The sequence below is a fragment of the Psychroserpens jangbogonensis genome (genome assembly GCF_000797465.1).
Taxonomy (GTDB): Bacteria; Bacteroidota; Bacteroidia; order Flavobacteriales; family Flavobacteriaceae; genus Psychroserpens; species Psychroserpens jangbogonensis.
Window position 1 is genome coordinate 368743 of record NZ_JSWG01000006.1, and the last position, 24442, is coordinate 393184.

General features: G+C 31.2%; 20 protein-coding genes. 11 read left to right on the forward strand and 9 right to left on the reverse strand.

From position 1 onward, the window contains the following. Window positions 1-20 precede the first annotated feature (20 nt). From lpxA to RH81_RS05055, 4 genes are all read right to left on the reverse strand, one after another. On the reverse strand, window positions 21-806 hold the full coding sequence (lpxA, locus tag RH81_RS05040) for an acyl-ACP--UDP-N-acetylglucosamine O-acyltransferase (RefSeq protein ID WP_033958563.1): 786 nt from the start codon (window positions 804-806) through the stop codon (window positions 21-23). A gap of 10 nt (window positions 807-816) precedes the next feature. Then, a complete protein-coding gene (locus RH81_RS05045; RefSeq protein ID WP_033958564.1) occupies window positions 817-2223 on the reverse strand; it encodes a bifunctional UDP-3-O-[3-hydroxymyristoyl] N-acetylglucosamine deacetylase/3-hydroxyacyl-ACP dehydratase in 1407 nt (468 codons plus the stop codon). Continuing rightward, on the reverse strand, window positions 2210-3238 hold the full coding sequence (gene lpxD, locus RH81_RS05050; protein WP_033958565.1) for a UDP-3-O-(3-hydroxymyristoyl)glucosamine N-acyltransferase: 1029 nt from the start codon (window positions 3236-3238) through the stop codon (window positions 2210-2212). Before lpxD ends, RH81_RS05045 begins: the two co-directional genes overlap by 14 nt. 157 nt (window positions 3239-3395) lie before the next feature. After that, window positions 3396-4619, reverse strand: a complete 1224-nt coding sequence (locus tag RH81_RS05055) for an HD domain-containing protein (protein WP_033958566.1) — start codon at window positions 4617-4619, stop codon at window positions 3396-3398. A gap of 35 nt (window positions 4620-4654) precedes the next feature. On the opposite strand from RH81_RS05055, the gene porX reads away from it, so the two are divergent. The 4 genes from porX to RH81_RS05070 all read left to right on the forward strand — a co-directional run bounded on the left by porX (window position 4655) and on the right by RH81_RS05070 (window position 7591). Beyond that, a complete protein-coding gene (gene porX / locus RH81_RS05060) occupies window positions 4655-6208 on the forward strand; it encodes a T9SS response regulator signal transducer PorX (protein WP_033958567.1) in 1554 nt (517 codons plus the stop codon). A gap of 130 nt (window positions 6209-6338) precedes the next feature. Then, complete coding sequence (tsaE, locus tag RH81_RS05065; protein WP_033958568.1) at window positions 6339-6797, forward strand: tRNA (adenosine(37)-N6)-threonylcarbamoyltransferase complex ATPase subunit type 1 TsaE; 459 nt, start codon at window positions 6339-6341, stop codon at window positions 6795-6797. Window positions 6798-6951: 154 nt separating this feature from the next. Beyond that, window positions 6952-7095: a hypothetical protein gene (locus RH81_RS17120; protein WP_173424364.1), complete on the forward strand. Its 144-nt coding sequence runs from the start codon at window positions 6952-6954 to the stop codon at window positions 7093-7095. Next, the gene (locus RH81_RS05070; RefSeq protein ID WP_241478957.1) at window positions 7058-7591 is read left to right on the forward strand and encodes a hypothetical protein; all 534 of its coding nucleotides are present in this window, start codon (window positions 7058-7060) and stop codon (window positions 7589-7591) included. Before RH81_RS17120 ends, RH81_RS05070 begins: the two co-directional genes overlap by 38 nt. Window positions 7592-7646: 55 nt before the next feature. Here the strand turns inward: RH81_RS05070 and RH81_RS05075 are convergent, their stop codons facing one another. Both RH81_RS05075 and RH81_RS05080 read right to left on the reverse strand, forming a co-directional pair. Next, a complete protein-coding gene (locus tag RH81_RS05075; RefSeq protein WP_033958575.1) occupies window positions 7647-7826 on the reverse strand; it encodes a hypothetical protein in 180 nt (59 codons plus the stop codon). 478 nt (window positions 7827-8304) lie between these two features. Beyond that, window positions 8305-9726 (reverse strand): hypothetical protein, encoded by a 1422-nt coding sequence (locus RH81_RS05080; RefSeq protein ID WP_033958578.1) that lies wholly within the window; start codon window positions 9724-9726, stop codon window positions 8305-8307. Between the two features lie 292 nt (window positions 9727-10018). On the opposite strand from RH81_RS05080, the gene RH81_RS05085 reads away from it, so the two are divergent. Further along, entirely contained in the window at window positions 10019-10378 is a 360-nt protein-coding gene (locus tag RH81_RS05085) for a hypothetical protein (RefSeq protein ID WP_033958582.1), read from the forward strand. Window positions 10379-10381: 3 nt separating this feature from the next. On the opposite strand, the gene RH81_RS16895 is transcribed toward RH81_RS05085, so the two are convergent. Together RH81_RS16895 and RH81_RS05095 are read right to left on the reverse strand one after the other, a co-directional pair. Beyond that, the gene (locus RH81_RS16895) at window positions 10382-10600 is read right to left on the reverse strand and encodes a hypothetical protein (RefSeq protein WP_152604790.1); all 219 of its coding nucleotides are present in this window, start codon (window positions 10598-10600) and stop codon (window positions 10382-10384) included. Between the two features lie 395 nt (window positions 10601-10995). Beyond that, window positions 10996-11601, reverse strand: coding sequence for a hypothetical protein (locus RH81_RS05095; protein ID WP_033958584.1), 606 nt, complete (start codon window positions 11599-11601; stop codon window positions 10996-10998). Window positions 11602-11701: 100 nt separating this feature from the next. On the opposite strand from RH81_RS05095, the gene RH81_RS05100 reads away from it, so the two are divergent. After that, complete coding sequence (locus tag RH81_RS05100) at window positions 11702-12901, forward strand: alanine dehydrogenase (protein WP_033958586.1); 1200 nt, start codon at window positions 11702-11704, stop codon at window positions 12899-12901. Between the two features lie 26 nt (window positions 12902-12927). Continuing rightward, a complete protein-coding gene (locus RH81_RS05105; RefSeq protein ID WP_033958588.1) occupies window positions 12928-13308 on the forward strand; it encodes a hypothetical protein in 381 nt (126 codons plus the stop codon). Between the two features lie 75 nt (window positions 13309-13383). On the opposite strand, the gene RH81_RS05110 is transcribed toward RH81_RS05105, so the two are convergent. Then, window positions 13384-19218, reverse strand: coding sequence for a T9SS type A sorting domain-containing protein (locus tag RH81_RS05110; RefSeq protein ID WP_033958589.1), 5835 nt, complete (start codon window positions 19216-19218; stop codon window positions 13384-13386). A gap of 453 nt (window positions 19219-19671) precedes the next feature. Here RH81_RS05110 and RH81_RS05115 point away from each other — a divergent pair, with 453 nt between their 5' ends. From RH81_RS05115 to RH81_RS05130, 4 genes are all read left to right on the forward strand, one after another. Beyond that, window positions 19672-20622 (forward strand): glycosyltransferase family 2 protein, encoded by a 951-nt coding sequence (locus tag RH81_RS05115; RefSeq protein WP_052172423.1) that lies wholly within the window; start codon window positions 19672-19674, stop codon window positions 20620-20622. Window positions 20623-20765: 143 nt separating this feature from the next. After that, window positions 20766-21728: a glycosyltransferase family 2 protein gene (locus tag RH81_RS05120; protein WP_033958591.1), complete on the forward strand. Its 963-nt coding sequence runs from the start codon at window positions 20766-20768 to the stop codon at window positions 21726-21728. A gap of 30 nt (window positions 21729-21758) precedes the next feature. Further along, window positions 21759-23303 carry a lipopolysaccharide biosynthesis protein gene (locus RH81_RS05125; RefSeq protein ID WP_033958595.1) on the forward strand — a complete coding sequence of 515 codons (1545 nt, stop codon included), beginning with the start codon at window positions 21759-21761 and terminating at the stop codon, window positions 23301-23303. Further along, window positions 23300-24406, forward strand: coding sequence for a glycosyltransferase (locus RH81_RS05130; RefSeq protein WP_033958597.1), 1107 nt, complete (start codon window positions 23300-23302; stop codon window positions 24404-24406). Before RH81_RS05125 ends, RH81_RS05130 begins: the two co-directional genes overlap by 4 nt. Window positions 24407-24442: the final 36 nt, after the last annotated feature.

The following is a 24442-nucleotide window of genomic DNA, read 5'->3' on the forward strand; positions in this document are numbered from 1 at the left end:
AGTTTATTTAAACTTTTAAATTAATTAGATTTGAAGTAACCTTTCATGATTCCTCGATGAGAATTCTTTATAAACTGAAGAACTTCATCACGCTCAGTAGTGGCTTCCATTTCCGCTTCAATTAAATCTGAAGCCTGAGTGTTATTGTAATTCTTTTGATACAACATTCTATAGATATCTTGAATCTCTCTAATTTTTTCAGTAGAGAATCCACGACGACGTAATCCAACAGAATTAATACCTACATATGATAAAGGTTCTCGACCAGCTTTAACAAAAGGAGGTACATCTTTTCTTACTAAAGAACCACCAGTTACAAAGGCATGATTTCCAATAGAACAAAACTGATGAACAGCTGTCATACCAGCTAAAACAACAAAATCTCCTACATTTATATGTCCAGCTAAAGTGGTATTATTAGAGAAAATACAATTATTACCCACAATACAATCGTGAGCAACATGGCAATAAGCCATAATTAAACAATTATCACCAATAACAGTTTTCATTCTGTCAGTAGTTCCTCTATTTATAGTTACACATTCTCTTATAGTAACATTGTTACCAATTATTGTTAATGTGTCTTCATCGTCATATTTTAAATCCTGAGGAACAGCAGAAATAACAGAACCAGGAAATATACTACAATTTTTCCCGATACGAGCGCCTTCCATGATGGTAACATTACTTCCAATCCAAGTACCTTCACCTATAGTAACATTACTATAAATAGTAGTAAAAGGTTCGATGACTACATTCTTCGCTATTTTTGCTCCTGGATGTACGTATGCTAAAGGTTGGTTCATTTTTTTGTTTTTATTTTACTTTTGAAATTTGTGCCATTAACTCTGCTTCAGCGCAAAGCACTCCATTGGCATAGGCATAGCCTTGCATGTGACAAATACCTCTTCGTATTGGTGTAATTAAATCACATTTAAATATAAGTGTATCACCAGGCACTACTTTCTTTTTGAATTTAACTTTATCAATTTTCATAAAGAATGTTAAGTAATTCTCTGGATCAGGAACTGTGCTAAGCACTAAAATACCACCTGTTTGAGCCATTGCTTCAACTATAAGTACTCCAGGCATTACAGGAGCTCCAGGGAAATGACCTTTAAAATATTCTTCATTCATAGTCACGTTCTTCATTCCAATCACGTGAGAATCTGAAAGCTCAAATACCTTATCCAACAATAGGAATGGTTGTCTATGTGGTAACATATCCATAATTTGAATGATATCCATTAAAGGCTCTTGATTCAAATCAATTTGTGGAACGTTATTACGACGTTCGTTTTTTATGATTTTGGAGATTTTCTTAGCAAACTGTGTGTTAATAAAATGTCCAGGCTTATTTGCTATAACCTTTCCTTTTATTCTAGTTCCTATAAGCGCTAAATCTCCAACAACATCTAATAATTTATGTCTAGCTGCTTCGTTAGGATGATGAAGGGTAAGGTTATCTAAAATACCATTTGGCTTAATAGAAATGGAATCTTTTTTAAAGGCCACTTTCAGCTTTTCCATAGTATCTGGAGATAATTCCTTATCAACGTAAACTATAGCATTATTTAAATCTCCACCTTTTATTAATCCGCTTTCTAATAAGGTTTCAATTTCATGCAAAAAACTAAATGTTCTAGAATCTGAAATATCTTTTTTAAAATCTGAAATATGATTTAGTGTCGCATTTTGAGTTCCCAAAACTTTGGTTCCAAAATCTACCATTGTAGTAACTTTGTACTCTTTGGAAGGCATAACTATGATTTCACTACCAGTTTCTTCATCAGAATATGATATTACATCTGAAACTACATATTCTTCTCTAAAATCATCTTGTTCAGTGATACCAGCTTTTTCAAGTGCTTCAACAAAAAACTTTGAAGAACCATCCATAATTGGAGGCTCTGATGCATTTAGCTCAATAATAGCATTGTCAATATCTAAGCCCACTAAGGCTGCTAGAACGTGCTCTGAGGTTTGAATAGTCACCCCATTCTTTTCTAAGCGTGTTCCTCGTTGTGTGTTCGTCACATAGTTTGCGTCAGCTTCAATAACTGGAGACCCTTCAAGATCTACTCTTTTAAAAGAAAACCCATTATTAGTTGGCGCAGGACAAAACGTAAGCATTACATCTTTACCTGTATGCAGTCCAACTCCTGTGAGAGAGATTTCTTTTTCTATGGTCCTTTGTTTAACGTCAGTTTTAATTATTGGCATCTACTTTCTTTTCTAAATCGTTTATTTTTTTGACAAGTTCTGGTAAGTTTTTAAAATGTACATATGATTTTACATAATTCCCATAATCTATTGCCGGAGAACCATATAGTTTTTCACCATCCTTTACGCGATGACCAATACCAGTTTGTGCTTGAACTTTTACATTGTTTCCAATAGTAAGATGACCTGCTACACCAACTTGACCTCCAATCAAACAGTTTTTACCAACTTTGGTAGAACCTGCAATGCCAGTTTGTGCAGCAATTACAGTATGCTCGCCAATTTCTACATTATGAGCAATTTGTATTTGATTATCTAATTTAACTCCTTTTCTAATAATTGTAGATCCCAGAGTAGCTCTGTCTATTGTAGTTGCAGATCCAATATCAACATTATCTTCAATTATTACATTTCCTGTTTGCGGAATTTTTTTAAACTCCCCATTTTCATCTGGTGTAAAGCCAAAACCATCAGCTCCAATAATTGCACCACTATTAATAATACAATTATTACCTACTTCCGTTTCAGAGTATAATTTTACTCCAGAAAATATGGTGGTATTATTACCAATGGTAACATTATCTCCTATATAGGCATGTGGATATATTTTTACATTATCACCAAGTGTTACATTGTCTCCTAAATAAGAAAATGCTCCTAGATATACATTTTCACCATGAGATGCAGATTCCGATTTAAAACTTGGTTGCTCAATACCTACTTTATTGTTCTTTACTTGATTATAGTATTCTAAAAGTTGAGAAAACGATTTATAAGCATCATCTACTTTTATTAAAGTAGTACTTATGTCATGTTCTGGTTCAAATGTTTTATTTACAATAGTTATTGAAGCTTTTGTAGAATAAATATAAGATGTGTACTTCGGATTAGCAAGAAAGGTTAAAGAGCCTTTAGTACCTTCTTCTATCTTTGAAAGCTTAGAAACTTCAACATCTGGATTACCTTCAATGTCTCCTTCTAAGATTCCAGCTATTTGTTGTGCTGTAAACTTCATTCTAGCAAAAATAGAAAAAATGTATCACATATTATGGTAGATTTTGAGTAGTTTATCTAACAGAAGCTAAAAGCAATACAAAAATGCTTGGTGAGATTAATTTTAATGGCAGTTTTGATTCATAAATTGGTGTTCATAATAAGCTTGCTTAAGTCAATTAAGGCTTTGGATAACAGATATAATACTTAGTAACTGGTTTTGACAAAGCTTTTATACTAAACTGATCTGAGGCTTTAGTTATATCAACAACTTTTCCTGATTTTTGAAGAATCTTAATGGTTTGCATTTTAGATTGATATGCTTGATTTGAAATACTATCGATAAACACGAAATATTTTGCCTCTTCTTCAGAAATATTATGTTTTGCCATTAATTCATTAAGATGGTTCTCTAATAGCTTAGTTTTTATAGGTTTATTTTTTAGTTTGATTTTTAAGAGATTCCTATTAATAATCATTTCACACAAATTACTAAGGACAAAATCATCGTGATATTGCCAGTCTTTCATTGCCGAAATAATATCAGTATCGTCTAGTTTTGAGAAGGTTTCTAAAGTTGTATCATCAAAATTAGCTAAAGACACTTCATTGTTTAAAAAATAATGCAATGCTCTACTTGATGGTAAATCCACACCTAAACTGGACAGCTCTTTTGCACGTTTGAGCACTCTAGTTAATAATTGTTCGGCAACTAAACCTGTTTTATGTAGATAAACTTGCCAATACATAAAGCGTCTAGCGACAAGGAATTTTTCAACACTGTATATACCTTTCTCTTCTATTACCAACCTATCGTTTTCTACATTAAGCATTGTAATTAAACGTTCACTGTTAACGTTTCCTTCTGCCACTCCTGTATAAAAACTATCTCGTTTTAAATAATCTGAACGATCCATGTCTAACTGGCTAGAAATTAACTCACACAAAAACGGACGTTCATATTCTCCTTTAAAAATTTTAATAGCAAGCGTTAAACTTCCGTTAAATTCTTTATTCAGTTTTTCCATAAATAGCAATGAAATCTCTTCATGTGATACACCATTTACAATGCTATGTTCCATGGCATGAGAAAAAGGACCATGTCCAATATCGTGTAATAATATGGCAGAATACAAAGCATGTTCTTCATCTCCAGAAATCGTAACTCCTTTAAAACGAAGCACATTAATGGCTTTTTGCATTAAATGCATACAACCTATTGCATGATGAAAACGTGTGTGATTTGCACCAGGATAAACTAAGTATGACAAACCCATTTGAGTAATACGACGTAACCTTTGAAAGTATTTATGTTCAATTAAATCGAAAATTTGAGAACTCGGAATAGTAATAAATCCGTAAATTGGATCGTTAAAGATTTTAAGTTTGTTACTTGTCATCAAACATTAAAGTTTACATTAATAATAAACAAATATACATGAACACTATAAATATCCTTTGGGTTGACGATGAAATCGATCTTTTAAAACCGCATATCCTTTTTTTAGAAAAAAAACAATATAACGTTACAACTTGCCAAAGTGGTACAGAAGCTCTTGAAATTATTGATGATACTAATTTTGATATTGTTTTTTTAGACGAAAACATGCCAGGCTTGACAGGATTAGAAACGCTTAATGAAATTAAAGAAAGACGAGCTAATCTTCCTGTAGTGATGATTACAAAAAGTGAGGAAGAATATATTATGGAAGAAGCAATTGGCAATAAAATTGCCGATTACCTTATAAAACCAGTTAATCCGAATCAGATCTTGTTGAGTTTAAAGAAAAATTTAGACCACTCAAGACTGGTGTCTGAAAAAACAACCTCTAATTATCAGCAAGAATTCAGAAAAATAGCTATGGATTTATCTATGGTAAATACGTTTGAAGAATGGAGTGACCTTTATCAAAAACTTGTGTATTGGGAATTAAGACTTGAAGACATTGAGGATGTTGGAATGACTGAAATTTTAGAATCTCAGAAAAATGAAGCTAATCATCAATTCGGAAGATTCATTGAAAAAAATTACGAAGATTGGTTTGATCATAAAAATGATGCTCCAACTCTATCACATACCTTATTTAAAGATAAAGTTGTCCCAGAATTAAGTGATAAACAACCAACACTTTTAGTCGTTATTGATAATTTAAGATATGACCAATGGAAAGCTTTTGAGCCTATTGTAAACAATTACTATAAGAAAGCTTCTGAAGCTCCTTTTTACAGTATTCTACCAACAGCTACTCAGTATGCAAGAAATGCGATTTTCTCAGGATTAATGCCAAGTGACATGGAACGTCTACATCCTAAACTATGGAAAAATGATACTGATGATGGAGGAAAAAATCTTTTTGAAAATGAATTTTTACAAGGACAATTAAAACGTCTAGGTCTTCAAAATTTAAAAACCTCATACCATAAAATCACCAACCTTAGAGCTGGAAAGAAATTAGTTGAAAACTTTAAGAGCTTAAAAGATAATGACCTTTCTGTGATTGTTTACAATTTTGTAGATATGTTATCCCATTCTAAAACGGAAATGGATGTTGTTAAGGAATTAGCTTCCAATGACAAAGCATATCGCTCGTTAACTGTGAGTTGGTTTAAAAACTCTCCATTACTTGAAATGATTCAACAAGCTCAGCAATTAGGTTTTAAATTAATCTTAACAACTGATCATGGAACAATTAACGTTAAGAACCCATCCAAAGTTATTGGAGACAGAGATACTAGTTTAAATTTGCGTTATAAAACAGGACGAAGTTTAACTTATGAAGACAAAGAAGTATTAGCTGTAAAAGATCCAAAAAGCATTTGTTTACCTAGCCTTACCATGAGCAGCTCATTTATTTTCGCAAAGAGTGATTACTTTTTGGCGTATCCAAATAACTACAATCATTATGTAGGTTATTATAGAAATACCTACCAACATGGAGGCGTGTCTTTAGAGGAAATGATTATACCATTTGTGGTTATGAATCCGAAATAAAATAGTCCATGTAATGCAAAAAAATCCGTTGAAATACACTTTTTTCTAGTTTTTCTCAAATTTTATGCTTATTATTGCCAATGAATTATGCTCGAAGTTCACTTTGAGTGTTATAATTTAGTATTAAACTGTGGAAATAAGCTATAACATAAACGAATTAGAGTCGGTAGCCACTAGGTTATTGGAACAAATCAATTCAAAAGTTGTTTTGTTTCATGGCACTATGGGAGTTGGTAAAACAACACTCATAAAAGCTATGGTTCATGCTTTAGGAAGCACAGACGATGCTACTAGTCCGACATTTTCTATAGTAAACGAGTACGAGTCTCCAAACGGAAACATCTTTCATTTCGATATGTATCGCATCGAAGATGAAATGGAAGCCTTAAATTTTGGTTTTGAAGACTATTTAAATTCAGACACAAATTGGTTGTTAATAGAATGGCCAGAAAACGTTGCAAACTTGCTTCCTGAAGATGTAAGTGAGATAACGATAACAGATAAAGACAAGATCTCAAGAACCCTCAAATTGAGCCAAAACGAATTATTAACCCAAAAACCTGCTTATGAGCGCTGCAATATGCAGTAATAAATAGAACACCTTAGACCGCATAGTTACTAGCAAGTACGGAAAAACCGTAAGCATAAGACGATTAATAGAGTTGTTTTTAACACTCGTTTAACTGTTTAAAAGTGTACTCTCGAAGTATATTTGAACAATTAATTAATTAATCCCTTATATTATGAAAACAAAAAAGTATGTACTAGCACTAGCGATTTTCGGAGGCATGTTATTTACAGCTCACGCAACTGATTTAATCAATCTAGATGGACAATTCAAAACAGAAATTGACAAAAAGAAAGTTAAAAAATCACCTAACGGATAGGAATTTTAATACTAAAAGTATTGTAAATGGGAGTTTTATAGGCGTATTGATCGCTTTAACTCCCATTTTCTTTTATTCATATGTTTATGTTCCTGAATCAAAAGTTTGGGAAACTTTCCTTTTTACCTATGACAGTGGTTATTATGATGATGCCAGCACAAGTGTTTGGATGATTTTAACAAAAACAACTCCATTGATACTTCTGTTTATTTGGTTTTTCACATGTCGTCATTGGTGGTACCATGCAGTATTAGTGCCAATTTCTATGTATATCTATCAATTAATTGGAACCGTAAATGCCGATACTCAATTCTTTGATAATTTTGATTTATTATATATTGTTCCGGTAATGGCAGTTATTATTCCTTCCATCTATTTAATAAGAGCAAGAATGTTTGACAAAATTCATACTGCTGATAAAACTTTGCAAGAATTAGAAGAAGAATTTATGCTCAAACCTACCTCCTTGTTAGGTAAAGTGCGACAATATTTCTAACTCATAATAAATTTAAAACAAAAACACAGCTATATTATAGCTGTGTTTTTTGTTTTCACTCAAGTGTGTTTTTATTTTCTAATGCTTTAATCTTCAACTTAAGATATTTCATTAGTCTTAAATAGAGTCTCACCAAGGCAACACAAGCGATTATGACTAACAAGGCATTCAAATACCACAAAAACTGCATTGTATAATAAACACTTCCAAAATCTTGATCTGTTACTATTTCCATAATATATTCTCTTTAATTATTGCTTTTTAGTTCTAACTTCTTTATCATCAATTTAAGAAATTTCATTAGTCTTAAGTAAAGGCGAACAATAACTACAGTAATTACTAAGGTCAATAAAAGGATTACAAACTGCTAAATCTGCATAATTGTACTAATTGATCCAAAACCGTCGTTTAACGTTGTTTCCACTTAATATTATTTTTATAACTGATTACTTTTGATTTTTGATATCAAATTGCACAGGATTACAACTAATATAAAATGCTAAACTTTATTAAGATTTAAAATAGACTATTTGTTTTTCTCCTCTAATAATCTTGTTAAATACTTCGTTTTTAGGTCAATTAGTTTACTGATTTTTTTGTAAAATTTGATAAGAAAAATCACTATTAGTATAACAGCAGATATTAATACAAATTGCCAAATTACTAATGCTACACTTATCACTTCTATATCTTTCATAATAAAATTTATTAAGTTAATCTACTGCTAATATATACATGTCGATATTTTCACCTGTTTGGTTATCTAATTCTACTACTATTATCCAACCCTCAGTATACCCAATATTAAATCCATCTATAGTTACTCCAATGATGAATTGTCCATCAATTCTAACTATAGTTGTTGTTTCATTAGTAATATATTCATAAGAATTCTGTTCCCATTCTAAAAAAGGTGTAACACCTGAAACAAATGATGTGACTTCTTCTATTTCATATTCGTTTTCTAATAGAGAACCTGGATCATCCAAAACACTTGTTACATGAGCATTTAGATAAACTGGTATAACTATTCCATTTGTAAATTTTCCTTTAAATTTAGTTGTTTTAGTTCCATCAGAATTAGTGGAAACCTCAAATTCGTCTTGAATAAATGAAGATACAAAATCTTCTAAAAATAAATCTAACTCATTTACTGAATTAAAATGTAATGTTTCATTAGAATCTAAAGTTTCATCAAACACAAAAGAGTCATTTTCATCTAATATTTGATTTAATTCATTTGATAACAAATACATATCAGTATTTATTTCAAACCCAGTATTATCATTAGGTGTACAACTTGAATTTATTCCTTCAATTGGGACATCATTAATAATCGTAGTTCCCGTAGAATTGCAATCGTAATTATTATTACTTCCTCCATTTTGATTGTTATTCCCATCATTAGTTCCATTTGTACTTCCACCTCCACTTGACCAAACTGTATGGCAGGTTTCAACAGTTTCATAACTTAAATTCCCGGTACAGTTTGCTCCCCAAGGATGCATTTGCCCTCCATAATCGCAAGATGGAACAGTAGAAAAAACACAAACTTCAATAAAACCACCAACTCTAGAAGCACTTGATGAATCCGTATCTTCTTCTTTAGTCGTCCAAATAATTTCTCTTTCTAAAGAGTATTTTGTAATCTCACCTTGAAAATTAGATAGATTAAAATACCAATCACCTTCTGGAGTAAAATTCGACGGGTTAGAATACCAGTCTTCATCTGGTTCATAACTTAGAATATAAGCAATGTAACCTTCAAGAGTTTCTAACACATATAAGTTTTCAATAAGAGTTGTTTCATCATCATTCAAAATTTTAAATGTATAGGTCGAATATCCATTCTCATCTGTTATTTGAATGACGTGATCTGTATCCATATTTTCAACTAACACAAAATCACTTACATTTCTAGAGAAACTTGAGTATTTTGGAGTGATTTGCATAATATTATCTACAACAGGTTGCAATTCATTCATAGCATTAAGTGAAACTACTTTATATGAAAATTTGTTTTTATTAGTATTCTCAAAAGCAATTGGGTCATTCTTTTCACAGTTTGTGAATAAATGGAATACAACACTGAATAAAAACACTATTTTGATTGATTTGCTGAGTCTTTGTCTCATAATTTCTAAAATTTACACCTATTTAAATAGGTTGGTTAATTATTAAATTATCCAAAGTCTAAAAATTACAAAGTCACAAAATCTTTTACAAAGTCTAAATAAAAAACTAACGTTAGTTAATGAATTAATCCTTATATCAAAATTAAAATTGAATGACTTTGTAAAACCCAATTCAAAAGTTGATAAAGCAAATATAGAAAATATTCTACACAAATATGTTGTTTGATATAAAAAAATTACATTTGTATAAATTATAGTTTATAATTTACTCAAAATTAATCCCTATATAACTATGAGTAAAACCATACATCGCATTATAGAACTTGTTTCTGAAATGAATTTAAGTGCACGCCAATTTGATATTTCCATTGGCACTGCTAATGGCTACATTTTAAGAATGCAAAAGAATAACGCTTCTGTTGGAAGTGATGTTATTGAGCGTATTGTCAAGGAGTATCCGCAAATTAACTTAGTCTGGCTAATTACTGGTAAAGGAGACATGTTTATCACTGAAAAGTCTAAGCCCAAAGCGAGAAGCACTCAGGAGATTGAAGCTTATATCGATAAAAGACTAAAATCTCAATGGTCTGATGAAAAGAAAGCCCTTTTAGATGAGATTTTAAAAGAAATTGAGGATTCAAAAAACAGGTAATTTCTAAACGGATAATCGATCCCTTAAGTCTATTAACTCTTTTAGGTATTCTTTTTTCTCTATTTTCCCTTTTTTATGTTTTAGCTTTTTTATTTCTTTCTTTAAATACCTGTAATTCTTTAAATCAATTTTATTTAATAATCTTATTGAATCATTAATTTCGTTATTTAACAACTCATTTGTTGATTTTTTAGTTTTATTATAATTTAATTTTTTTGACAAGTAAATTATAAGGTAAGTATATATGACAAAGAATAAAATAGAATAATAGAAAGCATTATTAACACTGTTGTATTTTGAGTAATCAATGTTATAGAAAATTTTATTAATCTCCGCAAATAAAGGTACTAGCAAAATAATCTTCCACTTATGAATACAACTTATATACCATATAGTTAACATTGATAATGTCAAAATTTTGCAAGACAGCAACCAACAATAATAATAAACATCTTCAAAATATCCAGAATCTAAAGTAAACCATTTTGTCTTCCATAGTCTATTTTCTTCATTAGGAATAAAAGTATACAAGTAAAAAAGAAAAGGCAAAATAATTATCGTAATTATGACTCCAATATCACGCTTAATTCTCCTGTTTTTCGAGATATAATTCAACATTAGTTTATTCCTTTATAAAAATCATCCCTCAAAGAGATTAAGTTTTTTAAATATTTTTCGCTATTCATTTGCTCTTTAACCTTTTTTAAATTAATTAAATTCTCATTTAAAACTTCTATTCTGTTTTTTTCTATATCGTTAAGTTCAAAAAACAAGTCATCAACTTCTTGATCAATGTCTAATTGTAGTTCTCTAGCCAAATTATAATAATTAAGCCTCCTTGAAATATAAATTAGCAGTAAAATTATTGGCAAAGTCACAGGCAAACTGGCTAAATAATCTATATCGTCAATATGTTGTTGATTTGAATTTAAAGCTGTTATTAATTTAAATAGTTCTATGGTAATAATCACTAAAATTGCAGGTTTCCACCAATATTCACAAGTTAAATACCAAGTTATAGCAAATAGCAATAACAGGAACTTCATTTTTGAATAATAAACTAAATGGTATATATCTGGAAACCCAAAACTCCCAATTTCAAAGCCCAAAACATTTATAGTCTGTAAACCCTCTGGAATTAAATAATTTATATAAAAATAGAGTAGCGTTGCCGAAATAATAAGAATGGAAATGACTATGTCCTTTAATTTAAATCTATTCATAAATCATCAAGTATAGAAAATTATCTACATCTAATATATGAACTTTTATTTAAACTATTCAAATAATTATTTGTAATTTGAAATTTCAATTAAAAGCTAAATGAGTAAATCAAGATCTCCTTTTACCAAAGCACAATTACTTCCGCAGGAAGAAACTCTCGAAATTTTAAAACAAAAAGGCAGCCTATTTTTGGGTATTCCTAAAGAAACTCACTTTCAAGAGAAACGTGTTTGCCTAACACCTGATGCTGTTTCGGCCTTAGTAAATAATGGTCATCGTGTTATGATTGAAGCTGGTGCTGGTGAAGGCGCAAATTTTCAAGATAAAACCTATAGTGAAGCTGGAGCTGAAGTCACGAAGGATACCGCAAAGGTATTCTCCTGCCCTATTATTCTTAAGGTAGAACCGCCTTCCTTAGATGAAATTAAACTTATTAATCCGCAGACCATTCTAATTTCTGCACTACAACTAAAAACCCAACACAAAAAATATTTTCAAGCATTAGCGACTAAACGTATAACAGCTTTGGCTTTCGAATTCATAAAAGATGAAGATGGAGCTTATCCTGCCGTGCGATCGTTAAGTGAGATTGCTGGAACTGCTTCTATATTGATAGCTTCCGAATTACTCTCTAACGTTAATGGTGGTAACGGTTTGATGTTTGGTAACATAAGTGGTGTTCCTCCAGTAGAGGTCGTAATTATTGGTGCTGGAACTGTTGGCGAATTTGCTGCTCGTTCTGCATTAGGATTAGGTGCAAATGTCAAAGTATTTGATAATTCCATTACAAAATTACGCCGTATACAGTCTAATTTAGGTCGAACTATTTATACCTCAACCTTACAGCCTAAAAACTTAATTAAAGCTTTAAAACGTTGTGATGTTGCTATTGGAGCTGTAAGAGGGAAAAACCGATCTCCAGTTGTTGTTACAGAACCTATGGTGGATAGTATGAAAACTGGAGCTGTAATTATCGATGTTAGTATAGATATGGGTGGATGTTTTGAAACTAGTGAAATTACTAACCATGATAAGCCAACCTTTGAATATAATGGCGTTACGCATTATTGTGTGCCAAATATTCCTGCTCGTTACTCACGTTCAGCATCTGTATCCATTAGTAATATTTTTACTCCCTATTTACTTAAAATTGGTGAAGATGGCGGAATTGAAAATGCCATCCGTTTTGATCGTGGTTTAAAAAATGGTTTGTATTTTTACCACGGAATTTTAACTAATAAATCCGTTGCTGATTGGTTTGATTTAGACTGTAGCGATTTAAACTTGTTAATTTTCTAATATAACAGAACATCTAATCTTTATTTATGAAAATAATACACCGATTTGGCTACTACTTAGGTGGCTTTTCAATTGGCCTCGTTGTACTTGCCTTTTTTTTAAGCGGAAAAAAAACATCTTGCGATTATGGTCCTGATGCCAGAACCACAAAAAATATATCGATAAAGAAAAAAACATATACTGATGCGGCTATGATAACAATGTCTAATTTCAGTTTAGACACTTTGATAGTATCAAAACTCATCAGAACAGGTGATGTTAACTTTTCAGAAAGCGAAACTAAAGTCGAAGGTTGTAAAACATACCTTATCGAAAATACTTATGACGATAAAGACGTAGAGATGCGCATTAAGAATTGTGAATCTACAGCAACAATTCTATCCATTAAATTTATTGATGACAATTAAATTAATGTTATCTAAATAAAAAATGCCAATATATTCTTTAGAATATATTGGCATTTGACTAACACTAATTGTAAATTATCTTATCGGGATTTTTTTTAATATTTCTGTATCATCATAAATCAAGCGTACAATATAAATACCTCTTGAAAACTGTGAGCTATTAATTTCTTTATCTAACGATAGTGTACTTTCATTGGATTTTATCTGTTCTCTATAAATAATTTTTCCTGTGATATCATATATAACAAGTTGATCTACATCTACTCTATCCATTCCTGAGATTTTAACCTTTAACACATCTGCATTAACATCTTGATAAATTAAGAAATCAAATGCTTGATCAGCCTCTGGTATAACTGCAGAAGAACAATCATTTACAAATACCATTACGGTAGCTTCATCTGAAGATAATGCATTATATACTAATACTGAATATTCTGTATCTTCTCCTGGAGTCACATTAATACTTTGGGTTACTTCTCCAGTATTCCATAAATAGTCTTCACCTCCAATTGCTGTAAGTGTTACCATTTCATTTGCACAAATCGTAAGATCTTCACCAGCATAAGCTTCAACTGTTTCAACTACATTTACTGTAATCGATTTTTCATCAGAACAACTATTGATATAGCCAGTTACTGAATATGTTGTTGAGCTAGAAGGATTAACAGCAATATTTGGTTGCGTTGCACCATTATCCCATTCATAAGTATTTGCTCCATTAGCTGAAAGTGTTATAAACTCACCTTCTAGAATAGTTACTTCGCCTCCATTCATAATCACAACATTTGGATTAAGGTTTACAAATACTGTAACGTCATCTTGTGCTTGTTCATCACCTTCAAAAACTGTAACAGTAAAGGTTTCTGAAGCCCACGGACTAACAACAATACTTTGAGTTGTTTCTCCAGTATTCCATAAATATGAATCACCTTCTGAAGCTGTTAACGTTGTTGATGTATCTTCACAAATAAATTGGTCTTCACCTGCATTGGCTACAAAAACAAATGGATCTACAGTGACTAAAACCTCATCAGAAGCTTCACAGCCATTTGAGAATCCAGTAACAGAATAAAGTGTTGTAACTAAAGGATTAACATTAATTGTTTGAGAAGTTTCTCCGGTGTTCCATAAATAAGTATCTGCTCCTGATGCTGTAAGCGTAATACTTTCTCCTTCAATAATAGTAACATCTGAACCTGCATTTACATTTGGCAAGTTGTTAACTGTTACACTTACTTCATCTACACTAGAACAGTTATTCTGTATTACTTCTACTGAATATGTTGTAGTTGTATTCGGATTAACAATTATATTTTGAGACGTTTCTCCTGTACTCCATAAATAACTTGCTCCACCAGAAGCTGTTAAAGTTGCTGATGAACCTTGACATATTTCTACATCATTACCAGCATTGGCAACCGGAATAGAATTTATTGTTACAGTTACATCATCTGTATCTGAACTTGTTCCTAAGGCATTAAAGGCAGTAACTGTATAAGTTGTTGTTGTACTAGGATTCACTTCTATACTCGCAGTTGTTTCTCCTGTATTCCATTGATATGTTGTTCCTCCAGTAGCTGTTAAAACTGTGCTTTCGCCTGCACATATACTCACATTGTCTCCTGCATTTGCATTAACGAATTCTGTTTCAACAGTGACAGTAACATCATCTGAAGCCTCACAACCATTTGCAAATCCAGTAACAGTATATGTTATAGTACTTTCAGGATTGACATCAATACTAGAAGTTGTTTCTCCTGTATTCCATAAATAAGTATTTGCTCCAGTTGCTGTAAGCGTTGTACTTTCTCCATCAGTAATTGTTACATCAATTCCTGCATCAACAGTTGGTAATGCATTTACTGTAACAAGAACTACATCAGCGTCTGAAATTGTTCCTGAAGCATTAAAGGCAGTTACTATGTATGATGTTGATGTTGTTGGACTAACTTCTATACTTGCAGTTGTTTCTCCAGTATTCCATTCATAAGTTGTTCCTCCCGAAGCTGTTAAAACTGTGCTTTCTCCTGCGCATATAATTACATCAATTCCAGCATTTGCTACTATTGTTTCTAATTCAACAGTCACTGTTACGTCATCTGCAGCTTCACAGCCATTTGAGAATCCGGTCACTGAATAAGTTATTGTACTTGTAGGATTAACATCAATACTTTGTGTTGTTTCTCCTGTATTCCATAAATAAGTATTTGCTCCAGTTGCTGTAAGCGTTGTACTCTCTCCATTAGTAATTGTTACATCAATTCCTGCATCAACAGTTGGTAATGCATTTACTGTAACAAGAACTACATCAGCATCTGAAATTGTTCCTGAAGCATTAAAAGCAGTTACGACATATGATGTTGATATTGTTGGACTAACTTCTATACTTGCAGTTGTTTCTCCAGTATTCCATTCATAAGTTGTTCCTCCCGAAGCTGTTAAAACTGTGCTTTCGCCTGCACAAATAGTTACGTCAATTCCAGCATTTGCTACTATTGTTTCTAATTCAACAGTCACTGTTACGTCATCTGTAGCTTCACAGCCATTTGAGAATCCGGTAACTGTATATGTTATAGTACTTTCAGGATTAACATCAATACTAGAAGTTGTTTCGCCTGTATTCCATAAGTAAGTATTTGCTCCAGTTGCAGTAAGTGTTGTACTTTCTCCATTAGTAATTGTTACATCTATTCCTGCATCAACAGTTGGTAATGCATTTACAGTAACAAGAACTACATCAGCATCTGAAATTGTTCCTGAAGCATTAAAAGCAGTTACTATGTATGATGTTGATGTTGTTGGACTAACTTCTATACTTGCAGTTGTTTCTCCAGTGTTCCATTCATAAGTTGTTCCTCCCGACGCTGTTAAAACTGTGCTTTCTCCTGAACATATAGTTACATCAACTCCAGCATTTGCTACTATTGTTTCTAATTCAACAGTTACTGTTACGTCATCAGTAGCTTCACAGCCATTTGAGAATCCGGTAACTGAATAAGTTATTGTACTTGTAGGATTAACATCAATACTTTGTGTTGTTTCTCCTGTATTCCATAAATAAGTATTTGCTCCAGTTGCTGTAAGCGTTGTACTTTCTCCATTAGTAATTGTTACATCTATTCCTGCATCTACGCTTGGTAATGCATCTACTGTAACTATAACGTCATCAGTATCTGAAATTGTTCCAGTAGAATCAAAAGCAGTTACTATGTATGATATTGTAGTAGTCGGGCTAACATTAATACTCGCAGTTGTTTCGCCAGTATTCCATTCATAAGTTGTTCCTCCCGAAGCTGTTAAAACTGTGCTTTCTCCTGCACATATAGTTACATCAACCCCAGCATTTGCTACTATTGTTTCTAATTCAACAGTTACTGTTACGTCATCAGTAGCTTCACAGTCATTTGAGAATCCGGTAACTGAATAAGTTATTGTACTTGTAGGATTAACATCAATACTTTGTGCTGTTTCTCCTGTATTCCATAAATAAGTATTTGCTCCAATTGCTGTAAGCGTTGTACTTTCTCCATTAGTAATTGTTACATCTATTCCTGCATCAACAGTTGGTAATGCATCTACTGTTACTAAAACGTCATCAGTATCTGAAACCGTTCCTGAATTATCAAAAGCAGTAACAGTATATGTAGTTGTACTAGTCGGACTAACATTAATACTCGCAGTTGTTTCGCCAGTGTTCCAAACATAAGCAGCTCCTCCTGTAGCGGTTAATGTAGCTTGAAATCCATTGCAAATCGTTTGATCGTTTCCAGCACTGGCAACGACTTCGCTGCCTACGATAAAAACCGTGACGGAATCTGTATTTAGGCAAGTGCCTGTTGTTCCTGTGACTGAATATGTTGTTTCAACAGTTGGGCTAACTGTGATACTCTGTGTTGACTCTCCTGTATTCCAAACATAACTATCAGCTCCAATTGCAGTTAGAACTGTAGAATCACCAAAATTAATTGAAATGTCAAATCCTGCATCCACATTAGGTAAAGGGTTTACTGTTACTATAACTTCATCTAAATCACTTGAACATCCATTTTGGATTACTTCGACTGAATAAGTTGTTGTTGCATTTGGATTAACAAATATGCTTTGGGTTGTTGCTCCAGTATTCCATAAATAACTTGTTCCTCCATTTGCTGTTAATGTTACAGCGGTTCCTTGACAAGTTTCAATATCATTACCTGCGTTAGCAACAGGTAGAGCATTTACAGTAACTGTAACATCATCCGTATCTGAATTAGTTCCTGCACCATCAAATGCTGTTACTGTATACGTTGTTGTTGTATTTGGGTTTACTTCTATACTTGCTGTTGTAGCTCCAGTATTCCATTGATAAGTAACTCCTCCACTTGCAGTAAGTGTTGCTGAATTACCATCACAAATTGACACATCGTTTCCAGCATTGGCTGTAATTCCATTTGTTCCTTGAGTTTCATCAACTCCATTTAAATATTCCTCAATTCCAACATATCCACTTAGCCATGGATGTGTCGTAAGATCATCATTAATACCAAATCCTTTATTGATTACCCATTGATCAGGGATTCCGTCATTATTTGTGTCAAAATTAGCTGGATGTGTATTAATGGGTGTCTGACTTATACTACTTAAAAAGGCTGAACGATGAGTCGTATTCATTACATCACTTTGAGTCCAATCTACCAATGTTTGGGATTGCATATTACTAAGATATATAGTATCAAGATCATCTATTTCAGCAATTTTATTACCATTCTCATCTAATCTAGCATCAGCACCAACATCATTAACTACATCATTAAAAGCCTCAGCATATGACTTTATGACAAATGACTCTCCTAACATTGGGAATGGTGTAAGGCTCTGAAGGTTTGTTGACAATGGACTATCATTTCCTGCTCCACTATAAGTAGTGCCAGAAGGATTATATCTCCATCTCCATAACAACCAGTTATCAGCAGTAGGATCTTCTAATATATCACTTACATAATTTCCTGAAGTATAAATAGACGGCATGTTATTTCCTTGCTTCGAACGATAATAATACATCATACGTTTGTATGTTTCAGAAGTAGGGCTCTGTCTAAAGTATTCATAATAATTACCAATATGATTAGCATTAAAAGTTCCTAAAGGAGAAGAAATTAGTCCTCTATAACCCCATATTACATTATTTATTACATCTACTCTACCATTACTTTGCCAATTTGGAAATCTATGACTACAGTTGTAAAAAGCGTTGTTAAGGAAACTCATGTTATCTGAGTTTTCTTCCTCTGCTCCCATTATCATTCCAGTCTTATTACTTTCAGCAAATAAGTTTCTTTGCCATGTGTAATTGCTTCCGTTTCCCGCACTTGCATTTTCATCTGTTCCCCAAGATACAGAGCAATGGTCAAAAATATAATTATCTACTCTATAAGTATATAGCGCATCTATCTCTGTTGCTGGGTGTTCAGCAAAAGCAGCCCTAAACCTTATGTACCTCATAATTAGATTATTAACATCTTTAAATTCGAATCTGGTATTTGCATTTGAGCTTACTATAGTTATTCCACCAGCAGGAGCGGTCTGACCTGCAATAGTAAGATTGTTTTGAAATGTGACTCTTAAATCTGAAGTTAATTCAATAGTTCCGGAAACTGCAAAAGTAATAATACCTCCATCAGTAACATCTGCATCCGCAAACGCTTGTCTAAGACTACCAGTGCCAGAGTTATTTAAGTTAGTAACTATGTATACAGGCTTACCTCTTCCTCCAGTAACATATGCACCTGCGCCTGTTGCAGATGGAAAAGCTAATTGTTGTGCTTGTGTATGTAAACAAAAACTTGTAATTAAAAATAGGGTAAATACAATTTTTTTACATAATGTCGTGATGCCAGTGGCATGCAATTGATTCTTTGGGGACTTCATTTGCTATTAAATTTGGGACTGTTTAATTCGAGGGCAATCTATATAATAAATTTATAAAACAACGTTTAAAGTATTAATTATTCGATAAACAGTATATTTTTATATAATTTTTCTTACATTTTGAATATATTGTATAGAAAATATGTGATAATTATCGAAAAAAACTTTACTTAATTACGACCAATGACAACTTTTGGATGTCCAATGGTGTGTTTATTAAGAAAGTTTAACATATAAATCTATAATTCTTACAATAATTACTAATAGCTGAAGAAATTAGCTACAAAACTGAATCAAAAGTATTTCATACCTTAATATCATCATTTAATCTAAAGATTAATTATTGATACATTAATCACTAAAAAAAAGCATAAATTCGTTGAAGAATGGACGACATGTATAAAATTGAATACTATACTATTATAGGTTGAAGATTGCAAACACAATTTATTAATGAACTTAAGACAATTCATACCGGAATTAGGTAGCATTGAAGATAAAAGTTATAAATATACTTTTACGGTATTTACACCAGCATACAATGCTGAAAAAACAATAGAACGTGTGCATCAGTCCCTATTAAATCAATCTTTTAATGATTTTGAATGGATTATTATAAATGATGGATCAACAGATGCCACTCATGAAATAATCTCAAATTTCATTAAATCTTCTCCTCTAAATATAAATTACATTAATAATAATAAAAACAAGCATAAAATGGCTTGTTTTTTACAAGGGATAGATCTTGCAAATGGTAGTCTGTTTTTAACATTTGATGCTGATGATGAATGTTTCCCAAATGCTCTAGAGGTCTTCAATTCTGAGTATTATGAACTAACAGAACAGGAAAGATTAAAAATTATTGCAGTTACAGGGCTTTGTGTAGATCAAAATAGGAATGCGGTTGGTGATGAGTTTCCGTCAACCCCTTTAATAAGTAACCCTTTTGAAAATAATGCTATTAAAAGTATTAAAGGTGAAAAATGGGGGTTCACAAGTACTAAACATTTACAGAGTATCAAATTCAATGATTGTTTTATTGAAAATGGTCATATGTTTCCAAGTGTTATTTGGACCCTTTTTGCAAAATATGGTTACCAAACAAAATACATTAATACTATAGTTAGAATATACCATACTAATATTGAAAACTCAATTACATCGAGCTCTCCAGAAAAAACAGCTTTAGGGGCTGTGGTCTATCATATTGTTATCATTAATTGGTTCTTTAAACCGTATGCAATCAAAGCACCTAAATTCTTTTTAAAAAATCTATACCATCTGTTATCTAAGTCAAAATATTTAGATTTAAACCTAAAAAACTACACGACGTCTATTGATTCCTTTATTATTAAATTTTTATTTGTACTATTATGGCCTTTAAGAAAACTCTTAAAATAGCAGTCACCTACTAGAATAACAAGTTTTAAATGATTCATGAATTTTAATATTTAATTAAATATCAAAAGCATATTTATGTTGTAAAAGTGTTTTCCTTAAAATTGTAAATAGACAGTTTCAACATATAACAGAATTTCATTAATATGGAACCAAAAATTAGCATCATAGTACCTGTTTATAACTCTGAAAAGTTTCTTAAAAGATGTATTGATAGTATTTTAAGTCAGACTCATCAAAATATTGAGATAATATTGGTAAATGATGGTTCAATTGACAAAAGTTCAGAAATTTGTGATTTATATGCAAAAAAGGATAATGTTAAAGTCGAACATATAAAGAATAGTGGAGCTGGTGGTGCCAGAAATGTTGGATTAAGATTAGCTACTGGAGATTATATCTCATTCGTTGATAGTGATGACTGGATACATCCAGAAATGCTTAAAACAATGTTGTCTACTTCTCAAGAAAATGGAGTTAGCTTAGTTGAATGCGATCTTGTAAGAGTAAAGAGTCATTTAAAAATTCCAAACATTGAAAACAAGTATTCTGTGATTATTAAATCAAGAATAGAATCTCTGAAACAAATTTTACTCGACCAACGGTTTTCAGTAGTTGTTAGATTATACAAGAAAGAATTATTGAATGATATTTTTTTTCAAGAAAACATTATGTCTGAAGATGTGTATTTCACTTTAGAGGTATTTGGCAGAATAAGCACTTTAGCTGTTATTCCTAACAAATTTTATTATTACTTTTTAAATACTGAAAGTGTAAGCAAAAAACCCTATAGTGTTAAAAAATTAGACACAATAGACTCTGCCCTTTTTATACAAAATGAGATTCTGAAAAATGAAAATGATACAGAACTTATTGAAACAACAAGGAAATTTGTTATGGAAATACTTATGATTAACTATACAGAACTTCAATATAATAGTGAAATAGACTCGTCATTGAAATACCGAAAACAAATTAAAGAATTGATAAGAAAAAATTATTCCATAAAAGACTCATCTTTGCCTCTAATACTAGCAAGATTTTTACCAATAACAATTTTCAATATAACTATTAAGTTGAATTCTTTGATGAAAAACAAACTACAATAATGTACTATATTTCAACCTTTTCGGCCTGATATGTCTAGAATAAAAAAAACAATTAAAAATGCAAGAGTTGGTGTATTCTTTTATAGTATTACACTGTTTATTCATTTTTTTTCTCGAAAAATATTTCTAGACGGTCTAGGAGATGAATTTATTGGACTTACTTCAACTTTACAAAGTATTTTAGGCTTTTTAAACTTAGCAGAATTAGGTATAGGTACAGCTATAGGTGTTACACTTTACGGACCACTATTTCAAAAAGACAAAAAAGAGATAAACAAAATAATAGCACTTATAGGCTATTTATACAAAAAAATCGGATTAGGAGTTTTTATACTTGGTATAATAGTCTCTGTCTTCCTTCCTTTTATATTCTCAGAAACTACTATCAATTTAACAATTGTTTTTTTCGCTTTTTTCAGCTTTTTAACGTCTTCATTGCTAAGTTATTTTATTAATTACCACATTGTAATTTTACAAGCTGATCAAAAAACATATGTTGTTTCTTCTATCTATCAATCATTTACCATTCTTAAGCTGATAATTCAGTCCATTTTGGTTTATTATTATCAAGCTTATTATCTATGGATTCTACTTGAACTTATATTCCCAATAATTTATTCAATAGTCATAAGGTCAAGGATAAAAAAAGAATACCCATGGCTAATATTAAATAACAAGCAAAATAAGTCTATTTTAAAAGGCTATCCTGAGGTTATTAAATTGATTAAACAATCATTTGTTCATAAAATAGGAGGTTTTGTTCTTAGTGGTACCGATCACATTTTAATTTTCGCTTTAGTAAATTTAAAGAGTGTTGCTTTTTTTGGTAATTATCAACTTATCTTTCAAAAACTATCCCAACTAATAAATAATTTTTTTGGAGGGATTGGTGCAGGTGTCGGAAATTTAGTTGCCGAAAATGATTATCAGAATATACGAAAAGTGTTTTGGGAAATGATGGCACTTCGATTCTTAATTGGTGGGTTTATATGTATAAATCTCTACTATCTGATAGAACCATTTATTTTACTTTGGTTAGGCGAAAAATATATTTTAGATCAATGGATTTTAATACTTATGCTCATAAATCTATTTATATCACAGATTAGAACACCTGTAGAAAATTTTAAAACTGCATATGCTTTATTATGGGATGTCTGGGCTCCTGTTGTTGAAATAATAATAAATTTGAGCGTTTCATTGATATTTGGAATGATTTGGGGCATAAAAGGAATTATGTTTGGAACATTAATAAGTTTATTAGTTATAGTAATATTTTGGAAGCCCTATTTTTTATTTAAATATGGCTTTAAAAAAAATGTTTCAGAATATTGGATAGGGTTTATAAAACTAATGCTTACGTTAATTGGTTCATTAATAATAATTTGGTGGCTCATCAATTTGTGGTGCAATGTGCAAGTTGATAATTACTTAGATTGGGTTCTATTGTCAATTAAAATTAGCCTAATTACCTTAGGCGTATACGTTCCATTCTTAATAATGAATCGTGGATTTAGAGATTTAATGTACCGATTTAAAAAATTGATTAGAAAAAATCTATTCAAACAAAAATGACCAAAATAAAAAAAACAATTGGATTTACAATTGGCAGTTTAAATCCTGGAGGTGCTGAGCGAGTAATTACTTGTCTAGCAAATGAGTTAGTTGCAAATTACAATGTGATAATAATTACGTTAGAAAAATGTGATTCTTTTTATGAGCTAAATCCAAAAATAATGTTGTTGAATTGTAATTTAATTATTCCTGAGAATCAAAATATGATTGGTTCTATAAGAAACCATTCGAAAACTATAAAAAAAATATCTGGATTTATCAAAAGTGAATCAATTGACCTCATGATTGGTTTTACTACTTCTGTTAATGTTCTTTCAATAATATCTGCCAAATTAAATAATATTCCAATAATCATTAGTGAACGGAATAACCCTATTGCAGATCCACCAAACAAATTCTGGAAAATATTAAGAAATTCTTTATATAGATTCACAGATTATTTAGTCGTTCAAACTTCTTCGAATAAAGATTTTTATGCTAAAATAATTCCTTCAAAAAAAATTGTCATTATTAAAAACCCTGTCGCTCCTACTTTAACGTCTAAAAGAATTATTAGAGAAGAAAACAAAAAAAATAAGACAATCTTAACTGTAGGAAGGCTTGATTCTAATAAATCACAAGATTTATTAATAAAAGCATATTCAAATATTTCTAATAAAAATGATTGGCAATTACAAATAATTGGTGATGGAGACAAAATGGATGAATACAAAACTATTGCTAAAGACTTAAATATAGATCATACTGTATCTTTCTTAGGTAATGTTTCAAATGTTTATGATTATTATAACAACGCAAGTATATTTGTTTTTACTTCAAAATCAGAGGGATACCCTAATGCTTTGGCTGAAGCCCTATATTTTGGAATACCTAGTATTTCTACAAATTGTCCTCATGGTCCTTCAGATTTAATAGATAACGATATTAATGGGATATTAATCGAGGTTGATAATCAAAAAATGTTGGAGCATCAATTAAAAAGACTCATGATAGATGAAGATTTAAGAGATAATTTAAGCAAAAGTGCTATTGTAAAAAGTCATAAATTGGATATTAGCTTAATTACTTCATCATGGACAGAATATTTCAATAAATTATTATAATGAGTACTGTAAATAAATTATTCTTATATATTAGAG

What these genes read in the sequence shown, in the direction of transcription:
- lpxA (WP_033958563.1), bottom strand. Translation starts at nt 806, where the DNA reads ATGAACCAACCTTTAGCATACGTACATCCAGGAGCAAAAATAGCGAAG.
- RH81_RS05045 (WP_033958564.1), bottom strand. Translation starts at nt 2,223, where the DNA reads ATGCCAATAATTAAAACTGACGTTAAACAAAGGACCATAGAAAAAGAA.
- lpxD (WP_033958565.1), bottom strand. Translation starts at nt 3,238, where the DNA reads ATGAAGTTTACAGCACAACAAATAGCTGGAATCTTAGAAGGAGACATT.
- porX (WP_033958567.1), top strand. Translation starts at nt 4,655, where the DNA reads ATGAACACTATAAATATCCTTTGGGTTGACGATGAAATCGATCTTTTA.
- RH81_RS17120 (WP_173424364.1), top strand. Translation starts at nt 6,952, where the DNA reads ATGAAAACAAAAAAGTATGTACTAGCACTAGCGATTTTCGGAGGCATG.
- RH81_RS05075 (WP_033958575.1), bottom strand. Translation starts at nt 7,826, where the DNA reads ATGGAAATAGTAACAGATCAAGATTTTGGAAGTGTTTATTATACAATG.
- RH81_RS05080 (WP_033958578.1), bottom strand. Translation starts at nt 9,726, where the DNA reads ATGAGACAAAGACTCAGCAAATCAATCAAAATAGTGTTTTTATTCAGT.
- RH81_RS05085 (WP_033958582.1), top strand. Translation starts at nt 10,019, where the DNA reads ATGAGTAAAACCATACATCGCATTATAGAACTTGTTTCTGAAATGAAT.
- RH81_RS05095 (WP_033958584.1), bottom strand. Translation starts at nt 11,601, where the DNA reads ATGAATAGATTTAAATTAAAGGACATAGTCATTTCCATTCTTATTATT.
- RH81_RS05100 (WP_033958586.1), top strand. Translation starts at nt 11,702, where the DNA reads ATGAGTAAATCAAGATCTCCTTTTACCAAAGCACAATTACTTCCGCAG.
- RH81_RS05105 (WP_033958588.1), top strand. Translation starts at nt 12,928, where the DNA reads ATGAAAATAATACACCGATTTGGCTACTACTTAGGTGGCTTTTCAATT.
- RH81_RS05110 (WP_033958589.1), bottom strand. Translation starts at nt 19,218, where the DNA reads ATGAAGTCCCCAAAGAATCAATTGCATGCCACTGGCATCACGACATTA.
- RH81_RS05115 (WP_052172423.1), top strand. Translation starts at nt 19,672, where the DNA reads ATGAACTTAAGACAATTCATACCGGAATTAGGTAGCATTGAAGATAAA.
- RH81_RS05120 (WP_033958591.1), top strand. Translation starts at nt 20,766, where the DNA reads ATGGAACCAAAAATTAGCATCATAGTACCTGTTTATAACTCTGAAAAG.
- RH81_RS05125 (WP_033958595.1), top strand. Translation starts at nt 21,759, where the DNA reads ATGTCTAGAATAAAAAAAACAATTAAAAATGCAAGAGTTGGTGTATTC.
- RH81_RS05130 (WP_033958597.1), top strand. Translation starts at nt 23,300, where the DNA reads ATGACCAAAATAAAAAAAACAATTGGATTTACAATTGGCAGTTTAAAT.